Origin of the sequence: Microbacterium paludicola (genome assembly GCF_015235415.1) — a bacterium.
Taxonomy (GTDB): domain Bacteria; phylum Actinomycetota; class Actinomycetes; order Actinomycetales; family Microbacteriaceae; genus Microbacterium; species Microbacterium paludicola.
In genome coordinates this window covers 1-14706 of record NZ_JADGLL010000002.1, presented here as the reverse complement: position 1 = coordinate 14706, position 14706 = coordinate 1, and the positions used below count along the sequence as shown (strand labels likewise).

Genomic DNA, 14706 nt, shown 5'->3' with positions numbered 1-14706 from the left:
GTGCCGGAACCGTTCACCGGCGCGAGATGGGCCTGTGTCCCTCGCAGGCGTAGCGTCGTCCATATGACCACTGCGCACGACAGAGCCCTCACCCTCAAGTCGCTGTACGAGGCGCCGGAGATCCTCCGCGTCGTCAACGTCTGGGACGCGATCAGCACGAAGGTCGTGAGCGACCTGCCCGACACGAAGGCCATCGCGACCGCCGGCCACTCGATCGCCGCGAGCCACGGCTTCGCCGACGGCCAGATCCCGATGGAGGCGATGATCGCCGCGGTCGCCGAGATCGTCGCCGCCACCGACCTGCCGGTCACCGCCGACCTCGACAACGGCTACGACGATCCGGGCGAGACGACCCGTCGCGCGATCGGCGTCGGCGTTGTCGGCGCCAACATCGAGGACCGGCTCGTGCCGCTCTCGGAGGCGGTCGCCCGAGTGGAGGCGTCGGTCAAGGCGGCCGAGGCGGAGGGCGTGCACTTCCAGCTCAATGCCCGCGCGGACTCGTTCGTGCTGGGACGCGGACGTCCGATCGACGAGATCGTCGCCGACGCGATCGAGCGCGGGCGCGCCTACCTCGATGCCGGCGCGTCGCTCGTGTTCGTCCCCGGCCCACTCGACCGCGGCCTGACCGAGCGTCTCGTCGCCGGCATCGGCGACCGCAAGCTCAGCGTCATCGGCTTGCCTGGCGCGCTCCCCGCGGCCGAGTACGAGGCGCTCGGCGTCGCGCGCATCTCGTACGGCCCCCTGCCGCAGCGCGTCGCGCTGCGCGCCCTGCGCGACCTCGCGACCGACCTCTACGGCGGCGGCGTCATCCCGCAGGACACTCCCGCGCTGAACTGAGCTGTCCCCGGATCGACATCCGATGAAAGATTTCTTCTGCGGGTGTCGATCCGGGCTGCTCCCATCCGACGCCTGAGTGAAGGGTCGAGAGACGGCCCGCAACCGACGAAGGAGTTCGAGATGGCCAAGTACATGCTGATCATGCGCGCGACGGACGAGGCGGTCGCCTCTTACGAGCAGAAGCCGTTCGAGGAGGTCATCGCCGAGATGGGCGCCTACAACGAGTCGATGATGAAGGCCGGCGTGATGGTCGGCGGCGACGGCCTGGCCCCGGAGGCCGGCGTGGTCGTCGACTTCAGCCAGACCCCGCCCGTCGTCACCGACGGCCCCTACGGCGAGACCAAGGAGCTGTTCAACGGCTTCTGGATGCTCGAGGTGCCGACGATCGAAGAGGCCGCGGAGTGGGCCAAGCGCGCACCGGTCGGCCCGGGAAGCAAGCTCGAGGTCCGCCGCGTCACCGGCCCGGAGGACTTCCCGGCCGACAACGAGTGGATCCAGAAGGAAGACGAGTGGCGCGAGGAGCTCGCGCGCAAGGCCGAGCAGGACTGAGATGAGCGCGCACCCGACCTCGGCCGCCGCCGCGTCCGCGCGACGAGCGGTCGAGGCGGTGTGGCGCATCGAGTCGGCGCGCATCGTCGCGACGCTGACGCGCATGACCGGCGACTTCGCGCTGGCGGAGGACGTCGCGCAGGAGGCGCTCGCGGATGCGCTCACGTCGTGGCTGGCCTCGGGCGTCCCCTCCAGTCCGGGCGCCTGGCTGGTGGCCGTCGGCAAGCGCCGCGCGATCGACCACTGGCGCCGCCGCGCGACCCAGGACGACCGCTACGCGGAGCTCGCCCGCGACCTCGACGAGACGACAGAGCCCGGATGGGATCCGGACGCGATCGAGGACGACGTCCTGCGCCTGATCTTCGTCGCGTGCCATCCGGTGCTCTCGCGCGAGGCGAGCATCGCGCTGACGCTGCGCGTCGTCGGGGGCCTCACGTCCGAGGAGATCGCCCGGGCGTTCCTGGTTCCCGTGGCCACCGTGCAGCAGCGGATCGTGCGCGCGAAGAAGACGCTCGCCGCGGCCGCCGTGCCGTTCGAGGTGCCCTCCCCCGATGCGTATCCCGCGCGGCTGTCGGGCGTGCTGAGCGTGCTGTACCTGATCTTCAACGAGGGGTACTCGGCATCCGGCGGCGAGCGCTGGATGCGGATCGACCTCGGCCGCGAGGCCCTGCGCCTCGCGCGCGTGCTCGCGGGGCTCGTGCCGCGGGAGCCCGAGGCGCACGGCCTCGTCGCGCTCATGGCGCTCACCGCCGCGCGGTTCCCCGCACGTCTCGACGCCGCGGGAGAGCCCATCCTGCTGGCGGATCAGGACCGCACCCGCTGGGACCGCGGGCTGATCGCGCTGGGCCGGGACGCACTCGCGCAATGCGACGCCCTCGGCCGCGGACGCGGCCCCTACGCGCTGCAGGCGGCGATCGCGGAGTGCCACGACGTGGCGTCATCGGTCGAGGCGACCGACTGGGAGCGGATCGCCCTGCTCTACGAGGCGCTCGGCCGGATCGCGCCGTCACCCGTGGTCGAGCTCAACCGCGCGGTGGCCGTCTCGATGTCCGAGGGGCCCGCCACCGCCCTCCGGATCGTGGACGACCTCGCCGGGAAGCTCCCCGGCTACGCGCAGCTTCCCGGCGTCCGCGCCGAGCTGCTCATCCGTCTCGGCCGGACGGATGAGGCCCGCCGCGAACTCCAGACCGCGGCGCGCCTGACGGGCAGCGCCGCCGAGCGGACCGTGTTCGAGCGCAAGCTGCGCGCGCTGGACTGAGCGGATCTCCGGCCGCGGATCACGCGAGCCGCAGCCGCTGCGTGCCGTCGTCGACGGGCAGGGAGCCCCGCGCGGTCGCGAGGATGCCGTACGAGCGCAGCAGGATGGATCCGCCGTGATTGTCGAGGAACGCCGTGTCGGCCGCGTCCCGGCCCGTCGCGATCCGGACGAGCGTCTGCCGGGGAGCCAGCCGCGTCGCATCCACCACGATCCACTCGTCGTCGACGATCGCCTCGACGACCGCATGGAAGTCCATGGGGCTGAGACCGGGCGCGTAGACCGCGGCAAGGCGCGCCGGGATGCCGAGTGCCCGCAGGATCGCGATCGTCAGATGGGCGTAGTCGCGGCAGACGCCGGCGCCGTCCAGCAGCGTGTCGATCGCGCTGTCGTTCACGTCACTGACGCCGGGGACGTACCTCAGCCGCGACGCCACGAACGCGACCACGTCGTCCACCAGTTCGGCAGGTGTACGGCCGCGGTCGAACTGCGAGCCGACGAGGGCGAGGAACCGGTCGGACTCGGCGTAGCGGCTCGGTCGCAGGTAGACGGATCGGTCGTGCGGCGCGACGGCGACGGGTGTTCCCGGGTCCTCGACCGCGGCGCGATATGCGACCCTCAGCTCCCCCGCGCCCAGCTGCATCCGGTGGATCCGGCCGCCCAGGGGGTCGACGAGCTCCTCCACGTCGACGCGCGCGCCGTCGAGCGTCACCTCGAGCGCCTCGTCCACCTCGATGCCCGGCACGTGGGCGACGGCGATCTGCATCTCCAGCTCGCTCGGAGTCTGGACCTCGATGTCCAGCGTCACGCGGATGTCGCGCGCGGTCATGCCCGCCCGCTCGAGGCGAGCTCGGCGCCGGCATGCGCGAGCTCGGCGAGGGCTGCCTCGCTCGGCTCGGCGGCGACCCCGGCGATCAGGTCGGTGAGCACACGCACGTGCTGACCGTGCTCCAGCGCATCCAGCGCGGTCGCCCGCACGCAGTGATCCGTCGCGATGCCGACGACATCCACGGTCTCGATGCCGCGCGCAGCGAGAACGGCCGCGACAGTGTCGCCGTCGTCGGTCACTCCCTCGAACATCGAGTACGCGGGCTTTCCCTGCCCCTTCTTGACGTGATGCGTCACCGCGGCGGTGTCGAGGCCCGGGTCGTACTCGGCGCCTTCGGTGCCGGCGATGCAGTGCGGCGGCCACGAGTCGACGAAGTCGGGCGCGCCCTCGCTGCCGGCCGGCACGATGTGCCCGCCGTTGTCGCTGTCGGGGTCGTGCCAGTCGCGCGACGCGACGATCACGGCGTAGTCGACCGCGTGCTCGGCCAGGTGGCGGGTGATGCCCGCCGCGACCGCGTCGCCGCCCGTCACGCCGAGCGCGCCGCCCTCGGTGAAGTCGTTCTGCACGTCTACGATCAGCAGTGCCCTGGTCATGTTCCGAGCGTACGCCGCCGCCTCGCTGGCGAGAACGGCACGTCCGTTCACGAGCCGACGCCCCGTCCCGTTGCCCCGAGGAGATCCGGATGCCTGAGAAGGTCGACCTCAAGAAGACGCTGGACGGGTACCGCGCGAAGCGCGGCGAGTTCCGCTTCCTGGACGTCCCGGACGCGCGATACCTGATGATCGACGGGCACGGCGATCCCAACACCGGCGCGTTCGGCGAGGCGATCGAGGCCCTCTACCTCGTGGCGTATCGGCTCAAGTTCGCGAGCCGGCGCGAACTCGGCCGCGACTACGTCGTGCCGCCGCTCGAGGGGCTGTGGTGGGCCGACGACATGGCGGTGTTCACCAGCGCGCGCGACAAGTCGCTGTGGCACTGGACGCTGATGATCCTCGTGCCCGAGTGGGTCGAGGATTCCCTGTTCGCCGGCGTCGACGCGCCCGCGGAGGTGCGCCTCGAGCCTCTCGCGGAGGGCCGGTGCCTGCAGACGCTGCACGTCGGCGCGTTCGACGACGAGGGGCCGGTGCTCGCCCGCATGCACGACGAGGCGATCCCGGCCGAAGGTCTGGTGCCGACCGGGCGGCACCACGAGATCTACCTCAGCGATTTCCGCCGCGTGCCTCCCGAGCGGCGGCGCACCATCCTGCGTCAGCCCGTGGGGCCGGCCTGAGCCTTCAGTCCGCGAGGATCATCGCCGCGATCTGCACGATCACCGCGATGACGCCGACGGTGCCGCAGGCGAGCGCGACGCCCCCGAGCAGCCGCGGCCACGGCGAATGCCGGTGGAGGCGCACGACGTCACGGGTGCCGATGCGGTGGAACAGGTCGAGCTCGTCGCGCGTGGCCGCCGCCCGCAGTTCCGGCGTGAGCGGGGCCTCGTGCACGCCGTCGTCGCCGAACCAGCGGACGACGTCGTCGATCACGACCCCGCGGACCGGCTGCCAGGCGCCGTCGGCGAGCCGGACGATCAGCGCCGCGACGCCGAACAGCACCGCCGCGCCGATGCCGACCCAGCTGAGGATCTCGGTGATCGCTCCGAGCGCTCCGCCGGCGCTCATGCGCGCGGCGACGGGGGCGGAAGCGGGCTCACCGTCTCAGTCTCTCAGGTGAGCACCCGCGTTCAGGCGAGCGGCGCGGTGAGCGGATCGACGGGTCGGCGGCTGCGCCCCTCGGCGGTCTGGATCGCGAGGCCCTCGCGCGCCCAGTACTCGAAGCCGCCGATCATCTCCTTGACCGTGTAGCCGAGGCGGCTCAGCTCGAGCGCCGCGCGCGTGGCGCCGTTGCAGGCGGGCCCCCAGCAGTACACGACGAGGCCCGGCAGGCCCGCGAGCTCCTCGTGGCGGGCGGCGATCTCGGGGCGCGGCAGGTGGATCGCGCCCGGCACGTGACCCTGGTCGAAGGAGGCTTTGTTGCGCACGTCGATGACGGTGATCGGCTCGCGGGCGGCACGTGCGGCCGCGACGTCGGAGGGGTCGGTCTCGTGGCGCAGCTTCCGCTCGAACCAGGAGACGGCGTCGGAGGTGTCAGCGGGCGACGGGGCGAGGTCGGTCATGCGTCAATTGCGCCACACCCGGAGGCACGAGCGGGCGCCGAACGCCGGAACCGGCAGAAATCCTTCGCAGAACTGCGGTCCTCCGCCCTCTGCGGCGCCGAATGGCCGTGCGGGAACATAAAAAGACCCCCGGAGTGGAGTCCGAGGGCCTTATCGAGCCACCTGTCAGATTTGAACTGACGACCTGCTCATTACGAGTGAGCTGCTCTACCCCTGAGCTAAGGTGGCGATTCGCACCGCTCGCGCGGCACGAAGATCAATCATACCCGATCCGAAACGGTGCTCCGAACCGGGGCGACCGCCCGGGAGGGTCGCATCACGGCGCGCAGCGGAGGCCGTCCTGCGGCACCGTTCCCTCGAGGAAGTAGGCGTCGACGGCCTGATCGACGCAGTCGCTCTGGCCGTTGTACGCCGTGTGGCCCTCCCCCTCGTACGTCACGAGCACGCCGCTCGAGAGCTGGTCGGCGAGCGACACCGCCCAGTCGTAGGGAGTTGCCGGATCGCCGGTGGTGCCGATCACGACGATCGGCGCGGCCCCGGATGCCGCGATCTTCTCGCGGACGCCGGTCGGCTCATGCGGCCAGACCTCGCACACGCCGGGCCCCTCCCAGTAGGGAGCGATGGTGGGCGCCTCCTTCTCCAGGAGCGCGGATGCCGCATCCTCGGCCTCCTGCGACTGCGCGACCGGATAGTCCATGCAGTTGTAGGCCTGGAACGCCTCGCTCGAGTTGTCGGCGTACTCGCCGTTCTCGCGCCCGTTGTAGAAGTCGGCGAGCATAAACGCGGTCGTCGGGTCGCCCTGCAGGGCCTCGCTCAGCGCCTGGGTCAGGTACGTCCAGTTCTCGGGCGCGTACAGCGCGGCGACGATCGCCGTGACGAGGGTGTCGGCGCCGAGCTGCCGGTCGTCCGGGGCGGGCAGCGGCGACCGGTCGACCGCGGCGAGCAGGGCGGACAGGTCGCCCATCGCCTGATCCACGGTGCCGTCGAAGGGGCAGCCCTCGCCGTCGAGGCACGACTGCATGTAGGTGCGCAGCGCCCGCTCGAAGCCGATCCCCTGGGTGATGCCGACATCCGTCCCCGACACCGACGGGTCGATCGCGCCGTCGAGCACAAGCCGGCCGACGCGGTCGGGGAACAGCTTGGCGTACGTCGCCCCGAGGAACGTGCCGTACGAGTACCCCAGGTACGTGAGCTTCTCGTCGCCGAGCACGCCGCGGATGAGGTCCATGTCGCGCGCGGCCTGGTCGGTGGTGATGAACTCGAGGATGCCGCCGCTGTTCTGCTCGCACGCGTCGGCGAAGCCCTGGTTCTCGGCGACGAGCTCCGCCTCCCACTCCGGCGTTCCGCGCGGGTGCTGCGGAAGGTCGTAGAGGAAGTCGTCCATCCCCGCCGTGTCGAGGCACTTCACGGGCGTCGAGCGGCCCACACCGCGCGGGTCGAAGCCGATGATGTCATAGCGCTCCTGCAGCTGCTCGCTCACGGCGAAGTCGACCGACTCGGCGACGAAGTCGTAGCCGCTCGCGCCGGGACCGCCGGGGTTGATCAGCAGCGATCCGAGCGAGTCGCCGCCCGTCGCCGGCTGCCGCACGAGTTCGAGCTCGATCTCGCCGGCGCTCGGGTCGTTCCAATCGAGCGGCGCCGTCACGGTCGCCGTCTCCATGCCGTTGCCGCAGTCGGCCCAGTCGAGCTCCTGCTCGTAGAACGGCCGGAGCTCGGAGCTGACATCGGCGCCCACCTCGGGCTGGGTGACGCAGGGTCCTCCCTCCTCGGTCGGCGGGATCTGCGCGTAGAGGCATCCGGAGAGCGCGAGCGCGCCCGTGAGCAGGATGGCGACTGCGGCGAGCAGGCGACGGATGTGAGAGGTCACGCCTGTCTTCCTCCAAGGGGACGTCGTCCGCTGACCACGGTGACGAGCAGCGATTCGAGCGCGAGCGTCGGCTGCACGTTCTGCTCGAGCGCCTCGCGGGTCTCGGCGATGTGGTCGAGCACGGTGAGGGTGCGCTCCGCGGGCCAGGCCGCGGCGCGCTCGCGCAGATCGTCGATCAGCTCGAGGTTGATGATGTCGGCATCCTCGCGGAACTGCAGCATCACGATGTCGCGGAACAGTGACTGCAGGTCGGTGAGCACACGGTCGAGGCCGTCGCGCAGGCTGCGCGTCGCGCGCTTCTTCTGCTCGTCCTCGAGGGCGCTCAGCTGACTGCGCACCGCCGGCGGGATCCGGGCGCCGTCGGCGATTCCGACCGTGCGCAGCAGCGACGCGCGCTCGGCCTCGTCGCGCTCCGCGGTCAGGGCCTTCGCGTCGTCGGTCGCGGCCTGCACGATCTGCCCCGCGACCTCGACCACGTCGGCGATGCCGCGCACCCGCAGGACGCCGCGCAGGGTCTCATCGCGCCGGATGCGAGACGCCTCATCGGTGGCCAGGCGCTGCGCCATGCCGATGTGCCGCTGCGCGTGACGCGCCGCCTGCTCGGCGATCACGGGATCGGCCCCCGTGCGGGCCGTGATGAGAGCGGCGACCTGCTCGACCTCCGGCTCACGCAGCCGCAGCACCCGCACACGCGAGCGGATCGTCGGCAGCAGGTCGGCATCGCTCGGGGCGCACAGGATCCAGACCGTGCGCTCCGGCGGCTCCTCGAGCGCCTTCAGCAGCACGTTCGACGTGCGCTCGGTCATCCGGTCGGCGTCCTCCATGACCATCACCCGGTACCGCCCGGCCGACGGCGCGAGGTACGACCGCGAGGCCATCGCGCGCGCGTCCTTGATGGAGATGATGACGCCCTCGGTGCGCAGCGCCGTGAGGTCGGGATGAGTGCCCGCGATGACCTGGCGCATCGTGTGCTCGTCGTCGGGCCGCTCGGCGATCAGCGCCGCCGCGAACGCCCGCGCAAGAGGCGCCCGGCCCGAGCCGGGAGGCCCCGTGATCAGCCACGCGTGGGAGAGGGCGGCCGGGTCGGATGCCGCAGCGCGCAGCGTCTCGACGGCGTCATCCTGCCCCCACACCTCGCCCCACGGCAGGGTCGGCGCGGCCACGGAGGTCATGGCGTCCACCCTATCCCGGGGGTCTGACGTTCCCTTTTCCGCTTCGCGGGTAGTGCAGTGAACGTGCTCGATCACTCGGCCAGCGCTTCGCGCCGGCGCTCGCGATCTCGGGCTGTCGCTGCGCTCCATCCGGGGCGGGAGCGTCACGTTCGGAGATGGTTGGCAGTCGCTTCGCTCCACGCTCGCTGCGCTCGCACGGGGGCACAGGTCGGGTCCTTTTCCGCTTCGCGGGTAGTGCAGTGAACGTGCTCGATCACTCGGCCGACGCTTCGCGCCGGCGCTCGCGATCTCGGGCTGTCGCTTCGCTCCATCCGGGGTGAGGACGTCACGTTCTGGAGATGGTTGGCAGTCGCTTCGCTCCACGCTCGCTGCGCTCGCACGGGGGCACAGGGGGGCGGGGCACAGCCCGTTTCGCGCGGGTCGTCAGCCCCCGGTTGTCGAGCGAGCGCCAGCGAGTCGAGACGACGACGCAGGACCGCCCGCGGGGTCAGAGGAGGGGCTGGATGCGGGCGCGGATGGCGGCGGCGAGGTCCTCGACCGGGCGGGAGGCGTCGAGCACGAGGAAGCGCTCCGGCTCCTCGGCCGCGAGCGCGAGGAAGGCCGCGCGGACGCGCGCGTGGAACTCGTCCTTCTCGGACTCCAGCCGGTCGAACGGCTTGTCGGCCGCGTCGAGGCGCGCGCGTGCCGTCGCCGGATCCAGGTCGAGCAGCACCGTCACGTCCGGAAGCGCACCGTCGGCCGCCCAGAGCGAGAGCCCGCGCACCTCGGTCGCATCGAGCACGCGGCCCGCGCCCTGGTACGCGACGGACGAGTCGAGGTAGCGATCCTGGATCACCACCTCGCCCCGGGCGAGCGCCGGGCGCACCAGCGTCTCGACATGATGGGCGCGATCCGCCGCATACAGCAGCGCCTCCGCGCGGGGAGCGATGTCACCCCGATGATGAAGGACGATGTCGCGGATGAGCACGCCCACCTCGGTGCCGCCCGGCTCGCGCGTGCGGACGACGGTGCGACCGGTGCCCTCGAGCCACTCGTGAAGCAGGCGCGCCTGGGTGGTCTTGCCCGACCCGTCGCCGCCCTCGAGGGTGATCCAGAGGCCGCGGCTTGCGCTCACTGCTCTTCCGCGTCCTTCTTCGCCTTGTTGGCGGCCCGGGTGGCCGCGGCCTTCTTCGCCGCCTCCGAGCGCGACGTGGACGCGGCCTTCGTCGTCTTCTTCGCGGTCGTCGCCTTCGCGGGAGCCTTCTTCGCCGCTGTCGTCTTGCTCGCGGCGGGCTTGGCGGCCGCGCGGCCGCGCTTCGGAGCCGGGCCCTTCGCGCGCTTCTCGGCCAGCATCTCCACCGCGCGCTCGAACGTGATCTCGTCGGGCGTGGTGCCGCGCGGGATCGTGACGTTCGTCTCGCCGTCCGTGACGTACGCGCCGAAGCGGCCGTCGCGGATCCGGATCGGCTTGCCGCTGACCGGATCGGCCTCGAACTCCTTGAGGGCGCTGGAGGCGCGGCGGGCTCCGTACTTCGGCTGGGCGTACAGCTCGAGCGCCTTCTCGAGCGTGATGTCGAAGATCTGGCTCTCGCTCTCAAGCGAGCGCGAGTCGGTGCCCTTCTTCAGGTACGGGCCGAACCGGCCGTTCTGCGCCGTGATCTCCTCGCCCGTGGCGGGATCGGTGCCCACCACGCGGGGCAGCGACAGCAGCTGCAGGGCGGTGTCGAGGTCGATCGTCTCGGGCGACATCGACTTGAACAGCGAGGCGGTGCGCGGCTTGGGAGCGGCGGCCTTCTTGGTCGTGCGCTTCTTCGGCGCTTCCTCGGCGACCTCCCCGGTCGCCTCGTCGACGGCATCCGGATCGACCGGATCCTGCTCCTGAACGTACGGTCCGAAGCGGCCGTCCTTGACGACGACGAGCTTGCCGTTCTCGGGGTTCTCGCCGAGCACCCGGTCGCCCGCGATGGGGGCGTCGATGAGCTCCTGAACCTTCTCGGCGGTGAGCTCGTCGGGCGCGAGGTCCTCGGGAACGTTGACGATGCGCGACTTGCCCTCGGGGTCGGCCGGGTCGATGACGTCGATGTACGGGCCGTACTTGCCGAAGCGCAGCGTCGCCGTGTCGGTCAGCGGCGTCGCGTTCAGGGCGCGGGCGTCGATCTCGCCGAGGTTGTCGACGATGCCGCGCAGGCCGGGGTGCTCGCCCGATCCGAAGTAGAACGAGCGCAGCCATTCGACGCGCTTCTGCTCGCCGCGCGCGATCGCGTCGAGGTCGTCCTCGAGCTCGGCCGTGAAGTCGTAGTCGACGAGCGCGGCGAAGTGCTGCTCGAGCAGGCGGACGACGCTGAAGGCGAGCCACGACGGCACGAGCGCCTGCCCGCGCTTCGACGCGTAGCCGCGGTCGAGGATCACGCCGATGATGCTCGCGAAGGTCGAGGGACGGCCGATGCCCTTCTCCTCGAGCGCCTTGACCAGGCTCGCCTCGGTGTAGCGCGGCGGCGGGGTCGTCGAGTGGGCCTTCGCCTGGGCGTCGGACAGCGAGACGCGATCGCCCGTGGCGACCTGCGGCAGCGACTGGTTCGCCTCCTCGTCGGCGTCGCGGCGGCGCTCGTCGCGGCCCTCCTCGTACGCCTCGAGGAAGCCCTTGAAGGTGTAGACGGTGCCGGATGCGGTCAGCTCAGCGGTCTTGCCGTCGGCCTGCGTCTCGAGCGTGACCGTGGTGGTCTCGAACTCGGCGTCGGACATCTGGCTCGCGACAGTGCGCATCCAGATCAGCTCGTACATCCGCTGCTCGTCGCGGCCCAGCTCGCCCGCGACCTGCTTCGGGGTGCGGAACTGCTCGCCGGACGGGCGGATCGCCTCGTGCGCCTCCTGCGCGTTCTTGCTCTTGGAGGCGTAGACGCGCGGCTTCAGCGGCACCGCCCGCTCGCCGTACAGCGCGACGGCCTGCTCGCGGGCGGCGTTGATCGCCTGCGCGCTGAGGTTGGTCGAGTCGGTGCGCATGTAGGTGATGTAGCCGCGCTCGTAGAGGCTCTGCGCGACGGACATGGCGTTCTTGGCCGACAGGCCGAGCTTTCGGCCGGCCTCCTGCTGCAGCGTCGACGTGGTGAACGGCGCGTAGGGCCGGCGCTTGCCGGGCTTCGCCTCGACCTTGGTGACGGTCGCCTCGCCGGTGGCGTCGAGCGCCGTCGCGAGCGCGCGGGCGGCCTTCTCGTCGAGAACGACGACGGCGCGCTTGAGCTGTCCGCGGTCGTCGAAGTCGCGGCCCACGGCGAGCGAGGCGCCGTCGAGGCGCACGAGGCGCACCGAGAAGCCCTCGTCGGAGCGGGCGGCGGTCGCCTGGATGCCCCAGTAGTCGGCCGCCACGAACGCCATGCGCTCGCGCTCGCGGTCGACGATCAGGCGCGTCGCGGCCGACTGCACGCGGCCGGCGCTCAGCGCCTGCCCGCCCGCGCCGCTGCCGATCTTGCGCCACAGCACCGGCGAGACATCCCAGCCGTACAGGCGGTCGAGGATGCGACGGGTCTCCTGCGCGTCGACGAGCGCGAGGTCGAGGTCACGCGTGCGCTCGACCGCGGCGCGGATGGCGTCCTTGGTGATCTCATGGAACACCATGCGCTTGACCGGCACCTTGGGCTTGAGCGTCTCGAGCAGGTGCCAGGCGATGGCCTCGCCCTCGCGATCCTCATCGGTGGCGAGCAGGACCTCGGAGGCGCCCTTCACCGCCCGCTTCAACTCGGAGACAGTCTTCGTCTTGCGGTCGCTGACGACGTAATAGGGGTCGAAGCCGTTGTCGATGTCGATCGAGTACTTGCCGTACGCGGCGCGGTCCTTCTCGGGGATGTCGCGCTTGCCGGCGAGGTCACGGATGTGACCCACCGAGCTCAGCACCTCGTACTCATCGCCGAGGTAGCCCTGAATCGACCTCATCTTCGTCGGGGACTCGACGATGACGAGCTTCTTGCCTGTTGACAACGGGTGTCCTTTCGTCGTTGCAAACCATACACACCGGCGACTGTGCACTGGCGTGAGATGCAGTGAGCCGAAAGGCGACGCGGCGCGTGCGGCGGGCTCAGCCGGGTCCGCCGGGAGGAGGCGGGCCGGCCCGCGCGGTCGCGGTCGTCGGCATCCCGGCGAACAGTCCGCCGACGGTCACGGTGGCGATCAGCCCGTCGACCGCGCACGCCGAGACGGATGCGCGCTGGGCGCCCGCCACCTCCGCGGCACGCGCGCACGGGTCTCCCGTGACCGCACCCGATGCGGCATCCGCCGCCGCGAGTGCCGCCGCGTCGGCGACCGACGCCATCCGCTGGCTCTCGACCGCGGCGGATCCGGCCGCGGCGAGGCCGAGCATCAGCACCGCGGACGCCGCGACGACGCCCGCGGCGAGCGCGGATCCGGCCATGTCGTTCCTCTCTATAGGGGCGCCGCTCGCCGCGACGTCGGATCACAGGCCCCCGGCCAGCGCGCAGCTCGACGACGTGAGCGTGACGGGGATGCCGGCGATCGGCACGTCGGCCGTCGCGGTGACGCAGACGAGGTCGCCCGAGTGGGACGAGGCGCTGCGGGCGCCCGCGACGGCCGAGGCGACCACGCCCGCGGCGCGCTCCCCCGGCTCGCCGCGGGCGAGCAGCCGCGCCGCGTCGGCCGCCGCATCCTGCAGACGGACGTGGGTCGAGGCGGCGAGCAGGCCGCCGATTCCCAGGGCGATCACCACGACAACCGCGGGAAGCGCCACCGCGAGCTCGGCGGCCACCGAACCGCGTTCGCCGCGCAGATCCTGTCTGCGACGCGTCGGACGCACGCGGCAGCGACTCACGCCACGCTGAGCGCCCGGCGGACGAGATCCGTCAGGATCTCGCGCACCTCGCCCGAGCGCATGATGACGACGAGGACGCCCGCGAAGGCGACGGCCGCCATCGTGACGATCGCGTACTCGGCGGTGGATGCTCCCGTGTCGTCGGCGATCAGGTCGCCGAGGGACGGGGTCGTGGTGTCGGATTCGAATGTCGTCATGACTCCTTCTTTCTGTAGGGATGGCCCTGGGGCCGGTGGATCACCCGGGCAGTTCCGGGAGAGGGGTGGCCGACAGCACGCCGAGCAGCATCGGCGCGACTCCGAGGCACAGGAACGCCGGCAGCGTGCACACCCCGAGCGGCAGCAGCAGGCGGGCACCGAGCTTCGCGGCGCGGAGGCGTCCCTCGGTGCGGGCGCTCTGACGTTCATGCGCGGCGGTCGCCCGCAGCAGCTCGACGCCCGGGACTCCGGCGTCGCGGGAGAGCGCGAGCACCGCGGCCGTCTCCTCCGCCCCGGGCCGGGGCCCGCCGGGCGCTTCTGCGACCAGCCGCTGCGCGCGTTCGATCGATGCTCCGCCGCTCAGCGCGATCGCCGTCAGCTCGGCGTGCATCCCCGGTGTCCCCGGCGGCGGCTGCGCCGTCCGCACGAGCCGGCGCGTCCATCCGCGCGCGAGCAGCAGCAGCCCGGCGCCGACGAGGAGACAGGCGATGCCGACGGGATGGGTGAAGAGGACGCCCAGCACGTCGAAGCCGAGCGCCGCGCCGAGCAGCAGGCCCGCGAGCGGCAGCCACGTCATGAGCCGCGCGGTGCCCGCGGGCTCGGCAAGGGCGATCCGGACGTCGTCCTGTGCCTCGCGCGCATCGCGCAGGGCCGCGGCGATCGACCGGAGGCAGTCGGCGAGCGGCGCGCCGACGGTGGCGGCGATGTCCCATGCCGCGGCCACGTCGCGCCAGGGGTCGCCGCCCGGGCGCGCGGCCTCGGCTTCGATCGAGTCCGGCAGCGGCGTTCCGGCCGCGGCGCGGCGCGCGATGCGCTCGGCGTCGGCGTCGCCGGTGCCTGCGAGGTGGCGCCACGCAGCGTCGGGGCTCGCCCCCGCCTGCAGCAGCACAGCGAGCTTGAGCACACGCCCCGCGATGGCGGCCGCCTCGTCCCCCGCCGACCGACGCGAGGAGATCCGGCGAACAGAGGAGGATCCGCGCCGATTCATCCTCGGCTCGCGCGATCTCCTGTTCTTGCGCGCCCGATCCGGGCCCGCGCTATCCCGCCCCGCAC

The 14706-nt window shown here is 72.0% G+C and carries 16 protein-coding genes and 1 tRNA gene; 4 read left to right on the top strand and 13 right to left on the bottom strand.

Annotated elements, in window-relative coordinates:
* The first annotated feature begins 63 nt into the window (after positions 1-63).
* The 3 genes from IR155_RS01200 to IR155_RS01190 all read left to right on the top strand — a co-directional run bounded on the left by IR155_RS01200 (position 64) and on the right by IR155_RS01190 (position 2644).
* Positions 64-837 (top strand): isocitrate lyase/PEP mutase family protein, encoded by a 774-nt coding sequence (locus tag IR155_RS01200; RefSeq protein WP_135112357.1) that lies wholly within the window; start codon positions 64-66, stop codon positions 835-837.
* A 120-nt stretch (positions 838-957) separates the two neighbouring features.
* On the top strand, positions 958-1386 hold the full coding sequence (locus IR155_RS01195) for a YciI family protein (protein ID WP_209306716.1): 429 nt from the start codon (positions 958-960) through the stop codon (positions 1384-1386).
* Between the two features lies 1 nt (position 1387).
* Positions 1388-2644: an RNA polymerase sigma factor gene (locus tag IR155_RS01190; RefSeq protein WP_135112355.1), complete on the top strand. Its 1257-nt coding sequence runs from the start codon at positions 1388-1390 to the stop codon at positions 2642-2644.
* A 19-nt stretch (positions 2645-2663) separates the two neighbouring features.
* On the opposite strand, the gene IR155_RS01185 is transcribed toward IR155_RS01190, so the two are convergent.
* Positions 2664-3470 carry a transglutaminase-like domain-containing protein gene (locus IR155_RS01185; protein ID WP_135112353.1) on the bottom strand — a complete coding sequence of 269 codons (807 nt, stop codon included), beginning with the start codon at positions 3468-3470 and terminating at the stop codon, positions 2664-2666.
* Positions 3467-4063, bottom strand: a complete 597-nt coding sequence (locus tag IR155_RS01180; protein WP_135112352.1) for an isochorismatase family protein — start codon at positions 4061-4063, stop codon at positions 3467-3469. Before IR155_RS01180 ends, IR155_RS01185 begins: the two co-directional genes overlap by 4 nt.
* An 89-nt stretch (positions 4064-4152) precedes the next feature.
* On the opposite strand from IR155_RS01180, the gene IR155_RS01175 reads away from it, so the two are divergent.
* Positions 4153-4740 (top strand): GyrI-like domain-containing protein, encoded by a 588-nt coding sequence (locus IR155_RS01175; RefSeq protein WP_194210268.1) that lies wholly within the window; start codon positions 4153-4155, stop codon positions 4738-4740.
* 4 nt (positions 4741-4744) lie between these two features.
* On the opposite strand, the gene IR155_RS01170 is transcribed toward IR155_RS01175, so the two are convergent.
* The 11 genes from IR155_RS01170 to IR155_RS01120 all read right to left on the bottom strand — a co-directional run bounded on the left by IR155_RS01170 (position 4745) and on the right by IR155_RS01120 (position 14641).
* A complete protein-coding gene (locus tag IR155_RS01170; RefSeq protein WP_135112350.1) occupies positions 4745-5128 on the bottom strand; it encodes a hypothetical protein in 384 nt (127 codons plus the stop codon).
* A gap of 62 nt (positions 5129-5190) precedes the next feature.
* Positions 5191-5622 (bottom strand): rhodanese-like domain-containing protein, encoded by a 432-nt coding sequence (locus IR155_RS01165; protein WP_135112348.1) that lies wholly within the window; start codon positions 5620-5622, stop codon positions 5191-5193.
* Positions 5623-5778: 156 nt separating this feature from the next.
* Positions 5779-5850, bottom strand: a tRNA-Thr gene (locus tag IR155_RS01160).
* An 88-nt stretch (positions 5851-5938) separates the two neighbouring features.
* A complete protein-coding gene (locus IR155_RS01155) occupies positions 5939-7489 on the bottom strand; it encodes an alpha/beta hydrolase (protein WP_135112346.1) in 1551 nt (516 codons plus the stop codon).
* Complete coding sequence (locus tag IR155_RS01150) at positions 7486-8661, bottom strand: DNA polymerase III subunit delta' (RefSeq protein WP_135112344.1); 1176 nt, start codon at positions 8659-8661, stop codon at positions 7486-7488. The genes IR155_RS01155 and IR155_RS01150 overlap by 4 nt, the downstream gene beginning before the upstream one ends.
* A gap of 487 nt (positions 8662-9148) precedes the next feature.
* On the bottom strand, positions 9149-9775 hold the full coding sequence (gene tmk, locus IR155_RS01145; RefSeq protein ID WP_135112342.1) for a dTMP kinase: 627 nt from the start codon (positions 9773-9775) through the stop codon (positions 9149-9151).
* Positions 9772-12612, bottom strand: coding sequence for a type I DNA topoisomerase (gene topA / locus IR155_RS01140; protein ID WP_135112340.1), 2841 nt, complete (start codon positions 12610-12612; stop codon positions 9772-9774). The genes tmk and topA overlap by 4 nt, the downstream gene beginning before the upstream one ends.
* A 97-nt stretch (positions 12613-12709) precedes the next feature.
* On the bottom strand, positions 12710-13042 hold the full coding sequence (locus tag IR155_RS01135; protein WP_135112338.1) for an Rv3654c family TadE-like protein: 333 nt from the start codon (positions 13040-13042) through the stop codon (positions 12710-12712).
* Positions 13043-13084: 42 nt separating this feature from the next.
* Positions 13085-13393, bottom strand: a complete 309-nt coding sequence (locus tag IR155_RS01130; protein WP_233441059.1) for a TadE family type IV pilus minor pilin — start codon at positions 13391-13393, stop codon at positions 13085-13087.
* 59 nt (positions 13394-13452) lie between these two features.
* A complete protein-coding gene (locus IR155_RS01125) occupies positions 13453-13653 on the bottom strand; it encodes a DUF4244 domain-containing protein (RefSeq protein ID WP_135112336.1) in 201 nt (66 codons plus the stop codon).
* A 40-nt stretch (positions 13654-13693) separates the two neighbouring features.
* Positions 13694-14641, bottom strand: coding sequence for a type II secretion system F family protein (locus IR155_RS01120; protein WP_135112334.1), 948 nt, complete (start codon positions 14639-14641; stop codon positions 13694-13696).
* Positions 14642-14706: the final 65 nt, after the last annotated feature.

Excerpts from the sequence above, each read along its gene's own strand:
- IR155_RS01180 (WP_135112352.1), bottom strand. The coding sequence starts at position 4,063 with ATGACCAGGGCACTGCTGATCGTAGACGTGCAGAACGACTTCACCGAG.
- IR155_RS01195 (WP_209306716.1), top strand. The coding sequence starts at position 958 with ATGGCCAAGTACATGCTGATCATGCGCGCGACGGACGAGGCGGTCGCC.
- IR155_RS01135 (WP_135112338.1), bottom strand. The coding sequence starts at position 13,042 with ATGGCCGGATCCGCGCTCGCCGCGGGCGTCGTCGCGGCGTCCGCGGTG.
- IR155_RS01120 (WP_135112334.1), bottom strand. The coding sequence starts at position 14,641 with ATGAATCGGCGCGGATCCTCCTCTGTTCGCCGGATCTCCTCGCGTCGG.
- IR155_RS01185 (WP_135112353.1), bottom strand. The coding sequence starts at position 3,470 with ATGACCGCGCGCGACATCCGCGTGACGCTGGACATCGAGGTCCAGACT.
- IR155_RS01125 (WP_135112336.1), bottom strand. The coding sequence starts at position 13,653 with ATGACGACATTCGAATCCGACACCACGACCCCGTCCCTCGGCGACCTG.
- IR155_RS01190 (WP_135112355.1), top strand. The coding sequence starts at position 1,388 with ATGAGCGCGCACCCGACCTCGGCCGCCGCCGCGTCCGCGCGACGAGCG.
- IR155_RS01150 (WP_135112344.1), bottom strand. The coding sequence starts at position 8,661 with ATGACCTCCGTGGCCGCGCCGACCCTGCCGTGGGGCGAGGTGTGGGGG.
- IR155_RS01170 (WP_135112350.1), bottom strand. The coding sequence starts at position 5,128 with ATGAGCGCCGGCGGAGCGCTCGGAGCGATCACCGAGATCCTCAGCTGG.
- IR155_RS01165 (WP_135112348.1), bottom strand. The coding sequence starts at position 5,622 with ATGACCGACCTCGCCCCGTCGCCCGCTGACACCTCCGACGCCGTCTCC.
- IR155_RS01200 (WP_135112357.1), top strand. The coding sequence starts at position 64 with ATGACCACTGCGCACGACAGAGCCCTCACCCTCAAGTCGCTGTACGAG.
- IR155_RS01175 (WP_194210268.1), top strand. The coding sequence starts at position 4,153 with ATGCCTGAGAAGGTCGACCTCAAGAAGACGCTGGACGGGTACCGCGCG.